Origin of the sequence: Catenuloplanes niger, assembly GCF_031458255.1 — a bacterium.
Lineage (GTDB): Bacteria > Actinomycetota > Actinomycetes > Mycobacteriales > Micromonosporaceae > Catenuloplanes > Catenuloplanes niger.
Genome location: NZ_JAVDYC010000001.1, coordinates 8547081 through 8563585 on the forward strand (window position 1 = coordinate 8547081; position 16505 = coordinate 8563585).

Genomic DNA, 16505 nt, shown 5'->3' on the forward strand with positions numbered 1-16505 from the left:
GGTGAGTGGGCCGGGACGTGCAGGGAGGAGCGCCGGCGACGACCGGTGCCCGCGGGAGCATGCGGCAGCCGGCCACGCCGGAAGCGGGAAAACCAACGGCTTTTCCGGGGTCGGTGTTGAGAGGATCCGCGGGTGACACGAGATCTGTATCCGCCGATCGAGCCGTACGCGAGCGGAATGCTCGACGTCGGCGACGGGAACCACGTCCACTGGGAGGTCTGCGGGAATCCGGAGGGCAAGCCGGCGCTGGTCGTGCACGGCGGCCCGGGGTCCGGGGCGGGGGAGGGCTGGCGCCGGCCGTTCGACCCGGAGCGCTACCGGATCGTGCTGTTCGACCAGCGTGGGTGCGGGCGCAGCACGCCGCACGCGTCCGACCCGGCCACGGACATGCGGCACAACACGACCGCGCACCTGATCGCGGACATCGAGTTGCTGCGCGCGCACCTCGGCGTCGACCGCTGGCTGCTGCACGGCGGCTCGTGGGGGTCGACGCTGGCACTGGCCTACGCGCAGGCGCACCCGGAGCGGGTGTCGGAGATCGTCATCGCGGCGGTCACCACCACCCGGCGCTCGGAGATCGACTGGTTGTATCGGGGCGTCGGCCGGTTCTATCCCGAGCAGTGGGAACGGTTCCGGGACGCCGGTGGGGGCGACGACGACGTGGTCGCCGCGTACGCGCGGCTGACCGAGGACCCCGATCCCACGGTACGGGAGAAGGCCACGCTCGACTGGTGTGCCTGGGAGGACGCGGTGCTGTCCGGTGAGCCGGGCGACGCGAAGAACATCTACAGCGAGCGGCCGCCGGCGGACCGGATCGCGTTCGTGCGGATCTGCGCGCATTACTTCGCGCACGGTGCCTGGCTGGCCGAGGGCCAGCTGATCCGGGACGCGGGCCGGCTGGCCGGTATTCCCGGCGTGCTCATCCACGGGCGGCTGGACCTGGGCGGGCCGCTGCACACCGCGTGGGAACTGCACAGGGCCTGGCCCGGCGCCGAACTGCAGATCGTGGAGAACGCCGGTCACGTCGGGTCCGCGGAGGCACGCGCGCGGGTGATGGACACACTCGACCGGTTCGCCGCCTGACGGGGCACCGGCCGGTCCGTGATCGGGCGGCGAGCCGGCCCGTGATCGGGCGGCGAGCCGGGTGATGATCAGGCGGCGGGCCGGGCCGTGAGCGGGCGAGAGCCGGGCGGCCCGCTGGGTGCGGGTGCCCGGCTCTCGCGAGGGTGGAAGCGGGTCAGAAGGCGCGGATCACGGTCTGGGTGAGCGTGTTCCCCGCGGTGTCGCGGGCGGTGACGCGCAGCGAGACCGGCTCGTCGCCGCCGCGCGGTACCAGCGCGAGTTCGCCGATCGTCACGGTCCGGAGCCAGGTGCGGCCCTCGTCCGTGGAGAACTCGACCTTCAGCGACGACAGCCGCCCGGTGAAGTCGAGTCGGACGCCGAGCAGGCCCGGGTCGTAGTCGACGCCGAGCAACGGCAGGTCACCGGTGCCGGTCGCGGACGTGAAGCCCCACTCGGTCTCCGTGCGGGTGCCGAACCGCCAGTCCTCGTCGTCGCGGGCCGTGGTGACGGTGAGCCGGTAGGCGGCCCGCGCGGCGGTCGTGGTCACGTTCTGGTTGCCGTTGACCAGGTCGGCGACCTTGACGCCGTCCCGCCACAGCGCGGCCGTGGACTCGCCCGGGTAGGCGCTCGTGTAGTGGCCGTCGCCGTCGACGAACTCGGCCACCCGCAACCGCAGCACGTCACCGTCGCGGGACGAGCCCACGTCGGCCGGGCGGACCACCGGCGCGGCCCACGTCTCCGCGCTGGTGCCCGGCCGGTAGGAGGCCACCGGGCCCTCGAAGCCGGTCTGCAGCGGGCCGAACGAGTCCCACGGGTAGGCGTGGTGGACCCGGTGCAGCCACCGCGAGTCGCCGGCGGAGACCCACTCCTCGCGCACCGACGGCGTCCGCGCGGCCCGGGACGTGTCGTTCCAGGCGAACGTCTGCCACGGCCGCCAGGCGAACCGCTGCTCCTTGATCCAGTTCTCGCCGCCGTTGTGCGCGTACCGGGTCGTGATCCGCTGGGTGTTCGCGGTGGTGACCCGGTGCGTGATCCGGTCCGGGATCCGGTCCTTCGAGATCTGCACGACGTCGTACAGGTACGGGCTGGACGTGGTCAGCGTGAGGTCGAGCGACGCCGGTCCGCGCAGCATGCGCTGACCGTCCTCGTAGGACACCGCGATCGTGGGCAGCGGCAACCGGTCCGGCGCGGTCGGGTTCCAGCCGGTGCGCGGGTCGACGCCCTTCTCCTGGATCAGGACGACCGCGGCCGCGCCGGCCCGGACGTACCGGGAGAGGTCGTCGGTGTGGTCGTCGGCGACCAGCACCGCCGTCCCGCGCAGGTGCTTCGCGCTCGCCGCGGCCAGCGGGAGGACGCGCCGCCCGTCCGGTGCCGGCGACGTGCTCGCCAGGTAGGCCTCGATCGCGCCGAGGCCCGGCACGGACGCCTGCACCTGCGGCGCGACCAGCTGCCAGCGTGAGTAGAACTCGAACTCACCGGTGCGCACGGCCGGTGTCGGCGTCACGTAGATGGTCGACGTGCCGGCGAAGTGCATCACACCGTTCGTGATCTGCCGCCCGCCCGCGGTGACCCGGTGCGAGTAGAAGCTGATCGTGGACGTCGGCACGGCCGTGCGCGGTGTCTCGATCCGGATCGGCGTGCCCTTGCGCGCGTCCAGCAGCACCGTCATGTCGCCGGTGACGGTGAGCTCCGGGATCACCACGAAGTTGTCCGAGTCCTGGTCCTGGGCCACCTGCGCGGTCAGCACGTAGCTGCCCTCCTGCAGCGCGAACGTCTCGCCGGCGGCGTCCACCGGGCGCACGACGTCGAACCGGCTGTCCTTGCCGAACACGGTCATGCCGGTCACGAACGCGGGCTTGCCGTCCCGGTCCAGCGGCTTGAACGTGACCTGGTGGACCGGGCCGTCGACGACCGCGCCGACCGCGGTGCCGACCACGACACCACCGGGCGCGGTCGCGGTCAGCACGCCGCTGAGCCGGCCGATCCTCGTGAACGAGACCCCGACCGTGGCCGTGGCGGTCCCGCCGGCCGGGACGGTCACGGTCTTCGGCGCGGTGGCGAACGCGGGCGGTGTCAGCGTGAGCGTGACCGCGGCCGGGCCCGCGTTGGCGTACGTCACGGTCCGCGTCGCGGCAGGGCTGTCCACGGTCTGCCGCGCGAAGTCCACGACCGGGCTGCCGGTCACCGTCTGCGTGGTGGCCCGGGCCAGGTCGACCCGGCCCGCGCCCTGCGTCCACACGGTCTCGCCGGCCGTCGGCTTCGCGGTGCTGACCAGCGCCGCCTTGAGCTGCTCGGCGGACCAGCCGGTGTGCTGCTGCTTCAGGATCGCGGCCGCGCCGGCCACGTGCGGCGTCGCCATCGACGTGCCGGACGCGGCCGTGTAGTGCGCGTCCACCGGCGAGTCCATCGCGGTCCCGGCCGCGCGCGCGGCCACGATCGCCACGCCCGGCGCGGTGATCTCCGGCTTCAGGCCGAGGTCGCCGGCGCGCGGGCCCCGGCTGGAGAAGCTCGCGACCCGGTCGTCGCGGCCGACCGCGCCGACGGTGAGCGCGGCCGCGGCGCTGCCCGGCGTGCCCACGGTGGAGTCGCCGTTGTCGCCGGCGTTGCCGGCCGCGATCACGAACAGCGTGCCGGTGTCCGCGCTGATCTCGTTGACGGCCAGGCTCATCGGGTCCAGACCGTCGGTCGGGTCACCGCCCAGGCTCATGTTGACGACCGCGGCACCGGAGCCGGCCGCCCACTCCATGGCCGAGATGATGTCCGACTCCATGCCGTAGCCGTCGTCGCCGAGCACCTTGCCGATCAGCAGGCTCGCGCCCGGCGCCACGCCCCGGCGGGTGCCGCCGGACGCGGCGCCGGAGCCGGCGACCGTGGACGCGACGTGCGTGCCGTGCCCGTGCCGGTCGACCGCGTCCGGGCCGGCGCTGAAGTTCCGCGCCTCGACGATCTTCCCGGCCAGGTCGGGGTGGGTCGCGTCGACGCCGGTGTCCAGCACCGCGACGGTGACGCCGGTGCCGTCCCGGCCCTCGGCCCAGGCGGCCGGCGCGCCGATCTGCGCGGTGCTGCGGTCCAGCGCGGCCGCCACCCGGCCGTCCAGGTAGACGGTGGTCTCGCCGGCCGTGCGGGCGGTGGTGGACCGCTTCCAGAAGTCGGCCAGCGCGGCCTTCGCCGGTGCGACCGCGGTGGCGCCGATGCTGCGCAGTCCGGTGCCCGCGGTGCGCAGGCCGGCGTCGCCACCGCGCACGATCAGCGGCAGCGTGTCCGACTCCGCGTCGCCGTAGCCCTGCTCGATCAGGCGCTGCACGTCGAACAGGTCCGCGTCGACCCGCCCGGCGCCGATCAGCGGGATCGCGTCCTCCGGGACCACCCGCACACTGCCGTCCACCTCGTACGTGTGGAAGCTGAGCGTCTCCCGGCCGGGCGCGGGCGTGACACCGGCCGCGTACCGCCCCGGCGCCGCCTCGGTCAGCGTGACCGTGTCGCCGGTGACCAGCGTGAGCGCGTGCACGGCCGGGCCGGCCGGCACGGCGGTGACGGGTTGCGGTGCGGCGGCCGCGGGCGCGGCCACCACGGGTATCGCCGTGGTCCCGATCAGGACCGAGGCGAGCAGACGACCGAGCATGGTGGCTCCTTCATGCGTTATTCGCTGCACGCATGATCGTCGTCCAATATTTACCGTTGTGTTTCGTCATGGTGGATCAAAGTTGACATGGCGCGATGTGGACACGGAGGTCAGGGCCGTGCGACCAGCTTCTCGGAGGCGGCGTCGACCGCGGTGACGGCCGGGTCGCCGCGCTCGCCCGGTCGCGCCCGGCACCGCCGCGGCGGTCGGCTCATCGACAGGGGTCCACGCGGCCGCCGGTGATCTGGGAGGATCCGGGATCGTGGCGGACCTGTCGGCGGAGGGAAACATCGATGTCGGGCGCCGCCCGGTCGGTGACCTCGGCCGGTTGCACGGCGTGCCGGTGCAGGTGCTGCGCTCCGCCACGCCATGGCTCGACGGGCCGGACACGGTCGTCGTCTCGGCCGGGCCGATCGGTGGCTTCGGGGAGCTCGGCTACGCGCTGCAGCGGGCGTACCGGGACGTGCGCTGGGCCCAGCTGGACCTGACCACGCTGGTGCGGGAGCCGATCGCGGTCGACCTGCCGCCGCTCGCGGCCGGTCCGCGGACCGCGGCGCGGCGCGCGGTGCTGGTGAGCGTGCACGAGGGCCAGGACTCGTCGCTCGACGGCCCGCCGACACTCGACGGCGTGCGGCGTGCCACCGGGACGGGACTGGCCCTGGCGGTTCGGTGCGGCGGCCGGCGGGTGGCGCTGCCGCTGCTGGGTGCGGGGGTGCTCGGGATGCCGGCCGCGGACGTCGCGGTGTCGATCCTGCGCGCGATCGACACCGTGCTCCGGTCGTCCACCGAACGGCCCGACGCGATCATGCTGGTCTGCCGTACCCCGGCGGACGAGGCCGCGGTCGTGGACGCCTGGGACGATCACCAGTTGCTACGCGAGGCGAAGCTGCGCGCGATGAACGACACGACGCTGCGCGAGCAGGCGGCGGCCGGCGGCGCCGACCGGGGCGATCTGGCCGTGGCGCTGGACCTTCCGGATGACGAACTGTGGCGCCCGTGCGAGGCGGAACGCGTCCGGATGCGCGCGCGACCGGATCCGGAGCCGGCACGGTTGCGGCTGCGGCAGACGCTGGTCGACGAGGTGATGATGCCGCGGCTGCGACTGGCGGTGGCGAACCGCCGGGAGGAGCGGGCCCGCGCGAACCGGGAGCTGCAGCGGTCGGAGATCCGCCGGCCGCTGACCGATGTCGACTCGCGCGGGCTGCGCCGGCTGCCGTCGGACGGCACCGTGGTCGGTACCGCCGCCCGCCGGGAACTGCACGACCTGCTCGACCCGGACCGGTCCGCCCGGGCGAGCATCGGAGTGGCGGGCGCTCGCGGCTGCGGCAAGAGCACGTTGCTCGGTGACGCCTATGCCCGGTGGGGTACGCGCGGCGTCCGGATCCTGCTGCCCGCACCGGCCGGCTACGCGCCGCGGGAGTTCCTGCTCCACCTGTACGGGCGGGTGTGCGCCGAGGTGATGAGCCGGGACGCCGACGACCCGGCGGCCGGCCGTGCGGGGACTGCGGACACCGCCGCGCGCCGCTCCCGGAACCTGCTCGCGCTGATCGTCGCGCCGCTGGTCGGGACGCTGCTCGGCGCGACGGTGGCGGTCACCGCGGCACTCCGCGCACCGGCGGCCGGGCCGGCCGGGATCGGTCTCACCGTCACCGCCACCGCGTGCGTGCCGCTGCTGCTGGTGTGGGCGCTGCGGTCGTGGTTCAGGCGCGACGCGTACCTCTGGCGTCCTCCGGGACCGGGGCGATGGCTCGCGACCGCGGGGCTGTGCGGCCTGGTGACCGCGCTGGCGCCGCCCGGATCCCTGACGCCCCGTCAGCTCGGCGGCGTCACCTTACTGATCGTCGCGGCGGGCGGCAGCGTGTGGCCGTCCCGGCTCGGCGCCAGGTGGCCCGGCGAGACCCGGCCGGATCGGCGGGAACCGCTCTCGTCACGATCGTCGGCGGCCGCCCGGCGGACGGTCGCGGTCATCGCGGTCGCCGCCGTCGACGTGTCCGCCGCCGTGCTCGGCGCCCTGCTGCTGGCTCTCCCGGCGACCGTGCCGCTCCCGCCCGTACCGGTCCTTGTGGGTGCGCTGGTGACCGCCGTGGCCGGCTCGGCGCTGTGGGCCGGCACCGACCGGTACCGGCAGCTGCGATCACACCGCCCGTCCGGGCCGCCCGGCGACGAGGCGAGCCGGGCGGCCGCCCGGGCGCTGGCCCGGATCCACTATCAGACCACCGTGGTCTCCGGCTGGTCCGGTGCGCTCAAGGCCGCACCGTCCTGGCTCCCGATCGGCGCGGACCTCGGCGTGTCCGGCAGCACCAGTGAGGCGGCGCTCCCGCTGGGCGTCCCCGATCTCGTCGACGGCATCAAGCGGCTGCTGCCGTCCCGGGGGCCGGCGCTGGTCGCGATCGACGAACTGGACAAGATCGAGTCGGTGGAGCGGGCCCGGGACTTCCTGAACGAGATCAAGGGCATCCTGGACGCCGACCGCTGCTTCTTCCTGATCTCCATGTCGGAGGACGCGATCGGCAGCTTCGAACGCCGCGGCCTGCCGTTCCGTGACGTCTTCGACAGCGCGTTCGACGAGGTGGTCCGCGCACCGCACCTGTCCGCCGCGGAGAGCTTCGACCTGATCGGCAGCCGGATCACCGGGGCACCGGTGCCGTACGCGGCACTCGCCTACTGCCAGTCCGGCGGCCTGCCCCGCGACCTGCTGCGGGCGACCGCCCGGATGCTGGCGCTCGCCGAGGACGACCGGGCGCGACTGGCCACGGTCGCCCACCGCGTGGTGCACCGCGACCTGCTCGGCAAGACGGAGGCGGTGACGGCCGCGATCACCACCATCATGCTGGAGCCCGCCGTCTCCGCGGTCCTGCGGATGTTTCGCGACCTGGACACCTGCGGTCACGGCGAGCCTTCGGCGTGTCTGCTCGACGAGGGGTGGCTCGCGCGCGCCGAGGCCCTGCCCGTCATGGCCGGCGAGCCGGCGGACGACGTGATCCGGGGCCGCGAGCTGCTCAGGCTCACCGTCGAACTGCTCGGGTACGCCTACTACTGCCGTACGCTGCTGGAGCTCTTCCGGGCCGGCTCCGACGAGGAGACCGACGCGCTGATCCGGCTGGTGCACGGCGACGGCGGCCGGCTGCTCGACCGTCTGGCGCAGGTGCGCCAGACGTTCCTGGTCAACCCGTTCCTGGCCTGGGAGCTGCTCAGTGAGACCCGCGCGTACGCGTCCCTGACGGCTTTCGCGCTGCCGGCCCCGCTCGGGAACCGCCGGTATCCCGGGCGGTAGCGGGCATGAGCGACACGATCTTGGGGCACTATCGAACGTATGACGGATGATCTGCCGAACCGCGTGCGTGAGGTGCTGGACGGACGCTGGGCGCCGCTGCGCCAGGCCGCGCGGGACAAGCTGGACGACCGGTTCGTGACCGTGCCGGGGGAGACCGGTGAGCAGGCCCGGGAGCGGATCAGCCGGCTGGTCCGGCAGATCCCGGCCGAGGTCGGCGTGGCCGCCGGGTTCCCGGCGGAGTTCGGCGGTGCGGGCGACCCGGGCGGCTCGATGGTGGCGACCGAGACGCTGGCGCAGGTCGACCTGTCGCTGATGGTGAAGGCGGGCGTGCAGTGGGGGCTGTTCGGGGGCGCGGTCTTCTCGCTCGGCACCCGGCGGCACCACGAGGCCTGGCTGCCCGGCATCATCTCCGGCGACGTCATGGGCTGCTTCGCGATGACCGAGACCGGGCACGGCTCGGACGTGCAGCGGCTGCGCACCACCGCGGTCTACGACCCGGCGAGCCAGAGCTTCGACCTGCACACGCCGTACCAGGGCGCGCGCAAGGACTACATCGGCAACGCGGCTCGGGACGGGCGGATGGCGGTCGTCTTCGCGCAGCTGGTCGTGGGGGAGCGGCGGCACGGCGTGCACGCGTTCCTGGTCCCGATCCGCGACGAGGACGGGCGGCCGCTGCCGGGCGTGACGATCGGGGACGCGGGCGCGAAGGCGGGTCTGCTCGGCGTGGACAACGGGCGGATCTCGTTCGACCACGTGCGGGTCGACCGGGAGATGCTGCTCGACCGCTACGGCCAGGTGGCGCCGGACGGCACGTACACCAGCTCGATCGAGAACGACACGCGGCGCTTCTTCACCATGCTCGGCACGCTGGTCCGCGGCCGGGTCAGCGTGGGCGGGTCGGCCTCCGCGGCGGCGAAGAACGCCCTGACCATCGCGGTACGGTACGGCGAGACCCGCCGCCAGTTCACCGCGCCGGACTCGGACCGCGAGGTGGTGCTCAACGACTATCTCGCGCACCGCCGCAAGCTGCTCACCGCGCTGGCCCGCTCCTACGCGTACACGTTCGCCCAGGAGCGGCTGGTCCGGGACCTGTCCGACGCGCTCACCGCCGGTGAGGTGGACGACCGGCGGCAGCGCGAGCTGGAGTCGCGCGCGGCCGGGCTGAAGGCGATGCAGACGTGGAACGCGACCCGGACGATCCAGATGTGCCGGGAGGCGTGCGGCGGCGCCGGCTACCTGGCGGAGAACCGGCTGCCCGGGCTGAAGGCCGACACGGACGTGTTCACCACGTTCGAGGGTGACAACACGGTCCTGCTGCAACTGGTCGGGAAGGGGCTGCTGACCGGTTACCGGGACGCGTTCGGGTCGCTGGACGGCTGGGGCAAGGCCGCGTTCGCGGCGGAGCAGGTCCGCGAGATGGTCCTCGAGCGCACCGCGGCCCGTACGCTGATCACCCGGCTGGTCGACGCGGTGCCGAAGCGCGGCGACGCGAGCGTCGGGCTGACCGAGCGCGGCTGGCACCTGAACATGTTCGAGGAGCGGGAGAAGCACCTGCTCGAGGGCGCGGTCCGGCGGCTGCGCCGGGGCGCGGAGACCAAGCGGGACCGGCCGTTCGACATCTTCAACGACGTGCAGGACCACGTGCTGGAGGCGGCCCAGGCGCACGTGCACCGGATCGTCCTGGAGGCGTTCGTGGCCGGCATCGAGGAGACCACCGACCCGGCCGCGAAGCAGCTGCTGGAGAAGGTGTGCGACCTGTACGCGCTGAGCACGATCGAGGCGGACAAGGGCTGGTTCCTGGAGCACGAGCGGCTCACCCCGGCGCGGGCGAAGGCGGTCACCGGTGCCGTCAACGACCTGCTGAACGAGCTGCGCCCGCGGATGACCACGCTGGTCGACGCGTTCGGCATCCCGGACGCGTGGCTGCACGCGGCGATCCTGCGCGAGGAACCGGGGCGGCAGGCCGAGATGTGACCGGCGTCACCGTCCTGCGTGATCCGCGCGCCGGGGTCGCGGCGATCTACCGGGTGTGAGAGCGAGCGAGGACGACGAGGCGGGTCTGCTGCGGCGGATCGCGCGGGCGGACCTGGCCGCGTTCGACGAGCTGTACCGGCGGACGTCGCCGTGGCTGTTCCTGCGGCTTCGGCGGCGCTGCGCGGACGAGCAGCTGGTCGCCGAGGTGCTGCAGGACACGTACCTGACGGTGTGGCGGGCCGCGGGCTCGTTCGCCGCGGTGTCCGCCGGTGACGGCGGCGCGACCGGCTGGCTGTGGACGATCGCGGCCCGGCGCCTCGTCGACGCGCTGCGCCGGGCGGCCCGCCGGCCGGAGACGCCCGCGGCGACGCTGCCGGTGCACGTGTCGCCGGGCGCGGACGAGGAGGCGCTGGCCGGCACGGTCGGCGACGAGCTCGGCGCCGCGCTGGCCGACCTGGCTCCGGAGCTGCGCGCGGTGCTGCGCGCGTTGGTGCTCGACGGGCTCACCGTGAAGGAGACGTCGGTGCTGCTCGGGTTGCCCGAGGGCACGGTCAAGAGCCGCGCGCGCCGGGCCCGCGCCGCACTGCGGGAGGCACTGTCATGAGCACCCACGTCCCGGCCGCGGCGCTGGCCGCCTACGCCGCCGGTGATCCCGCCCTGGACGACGTCGCGGCCTGGGGGGTCGAGGCGCACCTGGACACGTGCGCGCCCTGCCGGGCCCGGCTCGCCGACCGGGCCGCGCCACCGGTACGGGACCTGCTGGCGGCCACCCGCACCGCGCTGCTGCACGAGGCGCGCACCGGCCCGCAGCCCGCGCCGGGCCGGAGCCGGTGGCGGCGGTGGACCGGCTGGTCACCGCTCGGCTGGGCGGTCACCGCGGTGACCGCGGTGCTGGCCGCGTTCCTGCTGGACCGGGCCTACCCGCAGTTCCCGTCCGCGGTGCTGCTGGTGGCGCCGCTCGCCCCGATGAGCGGGCTCGCGGTCGCCTGGTCCCGGCGCACCGACCCGGCGTGGGAGACGCTCGCCGGCATGCCGCGCGCCGGGCTGGAGCTGGTGCTGCGCCGTGCCCTCCTGGTCCTCTCGGCCACGCTGCCCACGCTGACCGCGGCCGGGCTGCTGCTCGGCGAGTCACCGGCGCTGTGGCTGCTGCCCGCGATCACCGGCACGTCCGCGACGCTGTGGCTCGGCGGCCGGATCGGCGTGACCCGGGCGGCCGGCGTGCTGGCCGCCGCCTGGACCGCCACCGTGATCGTGCCGGCCGTGCTCACCGCGGACGTACCCCCGGTGATCCGCGCCGAAGGCGTGCCCGGCTGGGCCGCCGCCGCCGTGATCTGCACCGTGCTGGCGCTGGTGCGCGCCGACGGTTTCCTGCGCCTGCGCAGCTGGCGCTGACCTCCCACCCGACCGACCTCAGGAGACGACCATGCGCGCGATCAGCGCGGAGGAAGTGCAACCCAGGCTGCACGCCTGGGACGTGGAGGCCGCCGGCCTGCGCGTGAAAGCCGGCCGGCACCTCGCCGTGAACGGCCTCGACCTGCGACTCGGCGTCGGCGTGCACGGCCTGCTCGGCCCGAACGGGGCCGGCAAGACCACGCTGATGCGCGCGCTCGCCACCGTGGTCGCGCCGGCCGGCGGCACGCTGTCGCTGCTCGGCACGGACGCCACCGCGGGCGCCCGGGCGCTGCGCGGCATGCGGCGCCGGCTCGGTTACCTGCCGCAGCAGTTCGGGTACTACCCGAAGTTCACGGTCCGCGAGTACGTGGAGTACATGGCCTGGATGCGGGAGGTGCCGCGCGCGGAGGTCCCGGACGCGGCGCAGCGCGCGATCGACCGGGTCGGGCTGACCGGCAAGGCCGGCGCGCGGCTGAAGACGCTGTCCGGCGGCATGCTCCGGCGGGCCGGCATCGCCCAGGCGATCGTCAACGACCCGGCGCTGCTGCTGCTCGACGAGCCGACCGTCGGCCTCGACCCGGAGCAGCGCGTCGAGTTCCGCGAGCTGCTGCGCGACCTCGGCACCGGCGCGTGCGTGCTGGTCTCCACCCACCTGGTCGAGGACGTGGTCGCGGCCTGCACCGACGTCGTCGTGATCAACGAGGGTACGCACGTGTTCCAGGGCACGCCGGCCGACCTGACCCGGCTCGGCGAGGGCGGCGGCACCGGCGACAGCCCGGCCGAGCGCGGCTACTCGCGGCTGCTCGCACGGCACCGGGCGGGCCGATGATCGCGCCGATCCGGACCGAGCTGCGCCGCTCCAACGCGCGCGTGACCGCGCTGCTGGTGGCGGCCGCGACCGTGCTGCTCGTCGGCAACTCCTATCCGTACTGGCGGGCGTCCTCGGCGCTGGCCGCCCAGGAGCTGATGGTGGGCCTGTCGCTGGCGGTGCCGCTCGTGCTGGCCTGCGGCGCGATCCTCGGGCGCCGCGAGGCGCGCACCCGGACCGTGGAGCTGATGGCCAGCACCGGCCGGCCGCGCTGGCAGCGGTTCCTGCCGACGACCGCGGCGCTGGGCGGCACGGTCACGGCCACGTTCCTGCTCGCCACCGCGACCCTCCTGGTGGCGGTCGTGGCCGGCGACGGCTACCTCGGCCTCCACGACGTCCTGATGCCGCTGCTCGGCGCGCTGATCCTCGCCGGGGCCACCTGGATCGGGATCGGCGCCGGCCGGCTCTGGTCGTCGCCGATCCTGCCGCCGCTGCTCGGGGCCGGGACGCTGGTGCTGCTGTTCGTCGTGCCGCCGGTCCGGGTCGACGGCCGGTACGGCCTGAGGTCCAACCTGACGCTCGCGATCACGCCCGGCGCCGCCGCCCCCTGGGAGACGCCGACCACCGCGGCGCTGCTCGCCCGGCTCGCGCTCGCGGCCGGACTGATCACGGCCGGGCTCCTGCTGATCGCGAGCCGCTCCTGGCCGGGGCGGGCCGGTGCCGCCGCCGCACTGGCCGCGGGGCTGGCCGGGATGGCGCTGATCGTGCCGACCGGCGCGGCCGCGAAGTGGCGGATCGACCCGGCCGCGCAGCGCCCGGTCTGCGCGGACGGCCTGCCGCAGGTGTGCGTGACCGAGGTGCACCGGTACCTGCTGCCCGACGTGGCATCGGAGGCACGCCGCGCGCTCGACGCGCTCGCGGTGCTGCCCGGCGCGCCGACCCGGGTGGCCGAGGTCCGGCTCGACACGGTCGGCGACCACAGCGAGGCGCAGTGGCGACGGTTCACACCGGACGACGAACCCGGCACCGTCTACGTCGCGCTGGGCCCGGACACCAGCATCGGCCGGGATCCCGGGGTGGCGCAGCGGATCGTGATGGGCGGCGGGACCTACCTCTCGCCCTGCGGACCACCGGCCGAGAACGCGCAGGTGCCGATGTCCGTCACCGGCGCCTGGCTGCTCGGCACCGACGACTTCCGCGTCTGGCTGCCGACGTTCGGCTACTGGCTCTCGGACGAGCTGCAGCCGGAGATCCGGGAGCGGCTGCGGGCGCTGCGCGCGCTGCCCCGGGCGGAACAGCTGGCCCGGGTCACGGCGGTACGCGACGCGGCGCGGCGGTGCGAGCCGGACCTGATGACGCCGCTGACCGCCGGGACCACGCCGTGACCGGCCGGTACCTGCGGGCCCGGCGCGTCCCGGCCGCACTGCTCACCTCGGTCGGCGCGGTCGGGTCGGTCATGGCCGTGTGGGCGCTGTTCGCCGCGGAGGGGCCGGTGTTCCCGGTGCTCACCGTGCTGGCCGTCGCGCTGGCCCTGGCGCCGCTGATGCCGACGCTGGCCGGCAACGACGCGGCGCTGGAGGCGACCGCCGCGCTGCCGTGGCCGCCGCGCCGGCTCGCCCACCTGATCGCCTGCGGCGCGGTCGTCACGGGACTGCTGTACGCGGCGCGGCTGGGCGGCGCGGACTTCGGGCCGGCCGGGCAGATCGTCCGGAACGTGGCCGGGCTGGCCGGCGTGGCCGGGCTGGCGGCGGCGCTGTTCGGTGCCGGGCCCGGCTGGCAGGCGCCGGTCGTGGTGGCGGCGGTGCAGGCGCTCGGTGCGCCGGGTGGGCAGGCGTGGCGGCAGGTGGCGTACTGGATGACGCAGCCGGCGGGCAACCGGCCGGCCGCGGTCACGGCCGTGGTGCTGCTGCTCGCCGGCCTGACCGCATACGCGGTCCGGGGCGGGCCGACGCCCGCCGCGTCCGAGGCGCCGGTGGGGCAGTAGGGGACCGGGCCCGGCACCGGGTGGTGCCGGGCCCGGTGCGGGTCAGGACGTGAAGAGCACGTCGTCGATCAGGAAGTTGTCGCCGACCGGCGCGGTGCCGGAGCTGGCGAACTTGTAGCCGTACAGCGTGGTCGCGGTGTTCCACCTCGGCAGGTTCGTCGCCACCACCTCGCCGTTGACCTCGATCGACGCGGTGTTCACGTTCGCCGTGACGACGATCGTGGACCAGGCGTCGACCGGGATCGTGCCGGCCGGGGTCAGCGTCACCCACGCGGTGCCGTTGTAGCGGGCCAGCGAGCCGTTCGCCTGCACCGCGAAGTGATGCGCGGCGACGGACGTGCCGGCGGAGTTGCGGCCGACCACGTCGAACAGGTGACCGTGGAGCTCGATCGGCTTGATCCGGAACTCCAGCCGCTTGGTCGTACTCGCCGGGCCGTCGAAGTTGACCTGCGAGTGCGCCTCCGGGTTGGTGTCGATGATCCGCAGCGCGGAGGCACTGCTGTTGTCGGCCAGCTCCGGCGTGCGCTGCGTCTGCCAGCTCTGCACGATGCCGGTGAAGCCACGCGGCCGGTTGTTCACCGGGTCGTTCTCGAACGAGTTGATCGCCGAGTAGAGCTCGACCTCGTTCAGGAACGCGCACGTGTCGCCGAGGCCGGCGTCGCAGCCGGTGGTCTCGTCCAGGTCGATCCGGACGAACCGGGCGTTGGTCCCGGCCGGCAGCGTGAAGTACTCCATCGCCAGGTGCGTGCGGTTCGCGGCGTTCGCCACCTGCGTCCACGTCGTCAGGTCGGACGAGACGAAGACGCGGCCGGTCGCCGGGCGGCCGTTGCGCAGCGCCAGACCCACCTTGGTCAGCGGGTACTGCCGGTCCAGGTTGATCGTGAAGGAGCCGCCGCCGTTCGCCTTGACCGCGCTCGACCAGTACTCCGTGCTGCCGTCGAACGCGCCGTCGGCGCGCGCCCGCGGGTGGCCGGGAACGCTGTCCGACAGGTCCGTGCTGACCGAGATGTGGCCCTGCCGGTACTTCGTGGCCAGGTCGATCCGGCCGACGTCCGGCGTGAGCACGTCGAACCAGCGGCGCCACACCTTCGTGCGCTTGTCCACCGTGAAGTCGGTCTCCGCCGCGGTCACGCACGCCCAGGTCAGCTCGCAGTTGTCGCCGATCACCACGCCCCGGTTCGCGGCGACGTAGTCGATGCCGCCGTAGCCGGTCGAGCCGTGCACCCGGTTGCCGTCGCTCGGGCAGTTCCGGTACGTCAGCTGGCCGACCCAGCCGGTGCCCTCACCGTTCGTGGAGATCGCCACCCAGTTGTCCGGGCGGCCGCCGCGCAGCACCAGCACACCGTTCGGCATGAGCTTCAGATCCGGCTGTACGGCCGTGAACGCGCCGGTCGTGTCGTTGATCGGGTCGTAGCCGTACGGGAACGACACGCTCAGGTTCGCCAGCGCCGCCCACGTCGTACCGTTGTTGGTCGAGGTGGTGTAGACCGGCGTGCCGAGCCCGCGCACCTGGCCGTCGCTCTGCGGCACGTGGTGGCGCATGACCGCGATCAGCTTGCCGTTCGGCAGCTGCGCGATGCCGGTCTCGTTGTAACCGTTGGTGGCGTTGCCGTTCGCGATGATCGACCGCCGGGTGAACGTGCGCCCGCCGTCCGTGCTGGCCATCAGCTGCACCCGGTCGCTGACGCCGTCGCTGAACGTGCCGTAGACGGTGACCAGGATCGTGCCGTCGGCCAGCTCCAGCGGCTGACCGGCCACCCGGGTGCCGAGCGAGTTGGACACCATGTTGAAGACCGCGTCCTCGCCGGTCCAGGTCGCACCGTCGTCGGTGGACCGGAACGCGGTGTAGGTGACCTGCAGGCCACTGTGCTTGCCGGCCTGCGCCTTGAAGCTGTAGCCGAGCAGCACACCGCTGCGCAGCCGCATGACGCCGCCCAGCGCGGGGGTGGCGAGCACGTCCTCCGTGTACGTGCTCGCCGGGAACGTCTGCGCGCCGTCGACGGACGTGACCTGGCCCGCGCGCGGCGTGGCGTTGGCGTCGTCCGGGGTGAGGCTGAAGTTCGCGGTCTGGCGGCGGACCGGCGTACCGTCCGCGGTCACCGTGTCCGCGCCGACTATGTACGGGAACGCGGCCTGCGTCTGGCCGGCCGGCGTGTGGATGTTGGCGAGCTCGCTGGCGCCGCCCACGTTCAGCACGTAACCGGTGGCGGACTGGCCGGCCGCGCCGGCCGGGGTGCCGTTGACGATCGTGTTGCAGGTGGGGTCGTTGGACGGCGCAGCGGCCGCGGGCGCGGCCGGCGCGACCGCGACCAGCACGGCCGCGGCCGACGCGGCGACGGCGAACCCGGCGAGGGATCGAGGTGGGTGCATTCAAGAGCCTCCAGTGGAT

Annotated in this window: 10 protein-coding genes; 8 read left to right on the forward strand and 2 right to left on the reverse strand. The window is 74.3% G+C overall.

Annotation, left to right across the window (positions count from 1 at the left end):
* The first annotated feature begins 132 nt into the window (after nucleotides 1-132).
* Nucleotides 133-1083, forward strand: coding sequence for a prolyl aminopeptidase (pip, locus tag J2S44_RS37615; RefSeq protein ID WP_310424457.1), 951 nt, complete (start codon nucleotides 133-135; stop codon nucleotides 1081-1083).
* Between the two features lie 154 nt (nucleotides 1084-1237).
* Here the strand turns inward: pip and J2S44_RS37620 are convergent, their stop codons facing one another.
* Nucleotides 1238-4684 carry a S8 family peptidase gene (locus J2S44_RS37620; protein ID WP_310424459.1) on the reverse strand — a complete coding sequence of 1149 codons (3447 nt, stop codon included), beginning with the start codon at nucleotides 4682-4684 and terminating at the stop codon, nucleotides 1238-1240.
* Nucleotides 4685-4946: 262 nt separating this feature from the next.
* On the opposite strand from J2S44_RS37620, the gene J2S44_RS37625 reads away from it, so the two are divergent.
* Genes J2S44_RS37625 through J2S44_RS37655 form a run of 7 tightly spaced genes read left to right on the forward strand, consistent with a single transcriptional unit; the run spans nucleotide 4947 to nucleotide 14116 of the window.
* The gene (locus J2S44_RS37625; protein ID WP_310424461.1) at nucleotides 4947-7958 is read left to right on the forward strand and encodes a hypothetical protein; all 3012 of its coding nucleotides are present in this window, start codon (nucleotides 4947-4949) and stop codon (nucleotides 7956-7958) included.
* 39 nt (nucleotides 7959-7997) lie between these two features.
* Nucleotides 7998-9932, forward strand: a complete 1935-nt coding sequence (locus J2S44_RS37630) for an acyl-CoA dehydrogenase family protein (RefSeq protein WP_310424463.1) — start codon at nucleotides 7998-8000, stop codon at nucleotides 9930-9932.
* A 55-nt stretch (nucleotides 9933-9987) separates the two neighbouring features.
* On the forward strand, nucleotides 9988-10536 hold the full coding sequence (locus tag J2S44_RS37635; protein WP_310424465.1) for an RNA polymerase sigma factor: 549 nt from the start codon (nucleotides 9988-9990) through the stop codon (nucleotides 10534-10536).
* Nucleotides 10533-11324 (forward strand): zf-HC2 domain-containing protein, encoded by a 792-nt coding sequence (locus J2S44_RS37640; RefSeq protein ID WP_310424467.1) that lies wholly within the window; start codon nucleotides 10533-10535, stop codon nucleotides 11322-11324. The genes J2S44_RS37635 and J2S44_RS37640 overlap by 4 nt, the downstream gene beginning before the upstream one ends.
* Nucleotides 11325-11355: 31 nt before the next feature.
* A complete protein-coding gene (locus tag J2S44_RS37645) occupies nucleotides 11356-12153 on the forward strand; it encodes an ATP-binding cassette domain-containing protein (RefSeq protein ID WP_310424469.1) in 798 nt (265 codons plus the stop codon).
* Nucleotides 12150-13517 carry a hypothetical protein gene (locus J2S44_RS37650; RefSeq protein WP_310424471.1) on the forward strand — a complete coding sequence of 456 codons (1368 nt, stop codon included), beginning with the start codon at nucleotides 12150-12152 and terminating at the stop codon, nucleotides 13515-13517. The genes J2S44_RS37645 and J2S44_RS37650 overlap by 4 nt, the downstream gene beginning before the upstream one ends.
* A complete protein-coding gene (locus J2S44_RS37655; protein WP_310424473.1) occupies nucleotides 13514-14116 on the forward strand; it encodes a hypothetical protein in 603 nt (200 codons plus the stop codon). The genes J2S44_RS37650 and J2S44_RS37655 overlap by 4 nt, the downstream gene beginning before the upstream one ends.
* A 42-nt stretch (nucleotides 14117-14158) precedes the next feature.
* Here J2S44_RS37655 and J2S44_RS37660 read toward each other — a convergent pair whose 3' ends face one another.
* The gene (locus J2S44_RS37660) at nucleotides 14159-16486 is read right to left on the reverse strand and encodes a discoidin domain-containing protein (RefSeq protein ID WP_310424475.1); all 2328 of its coding nucleotides are present in this window, start codon (nucleotides 16484-16486) and stop codon (nucleotides 14159-14161) included.
* Nucleotides 16487-16505: the final 19 nt, after the last annotated feature.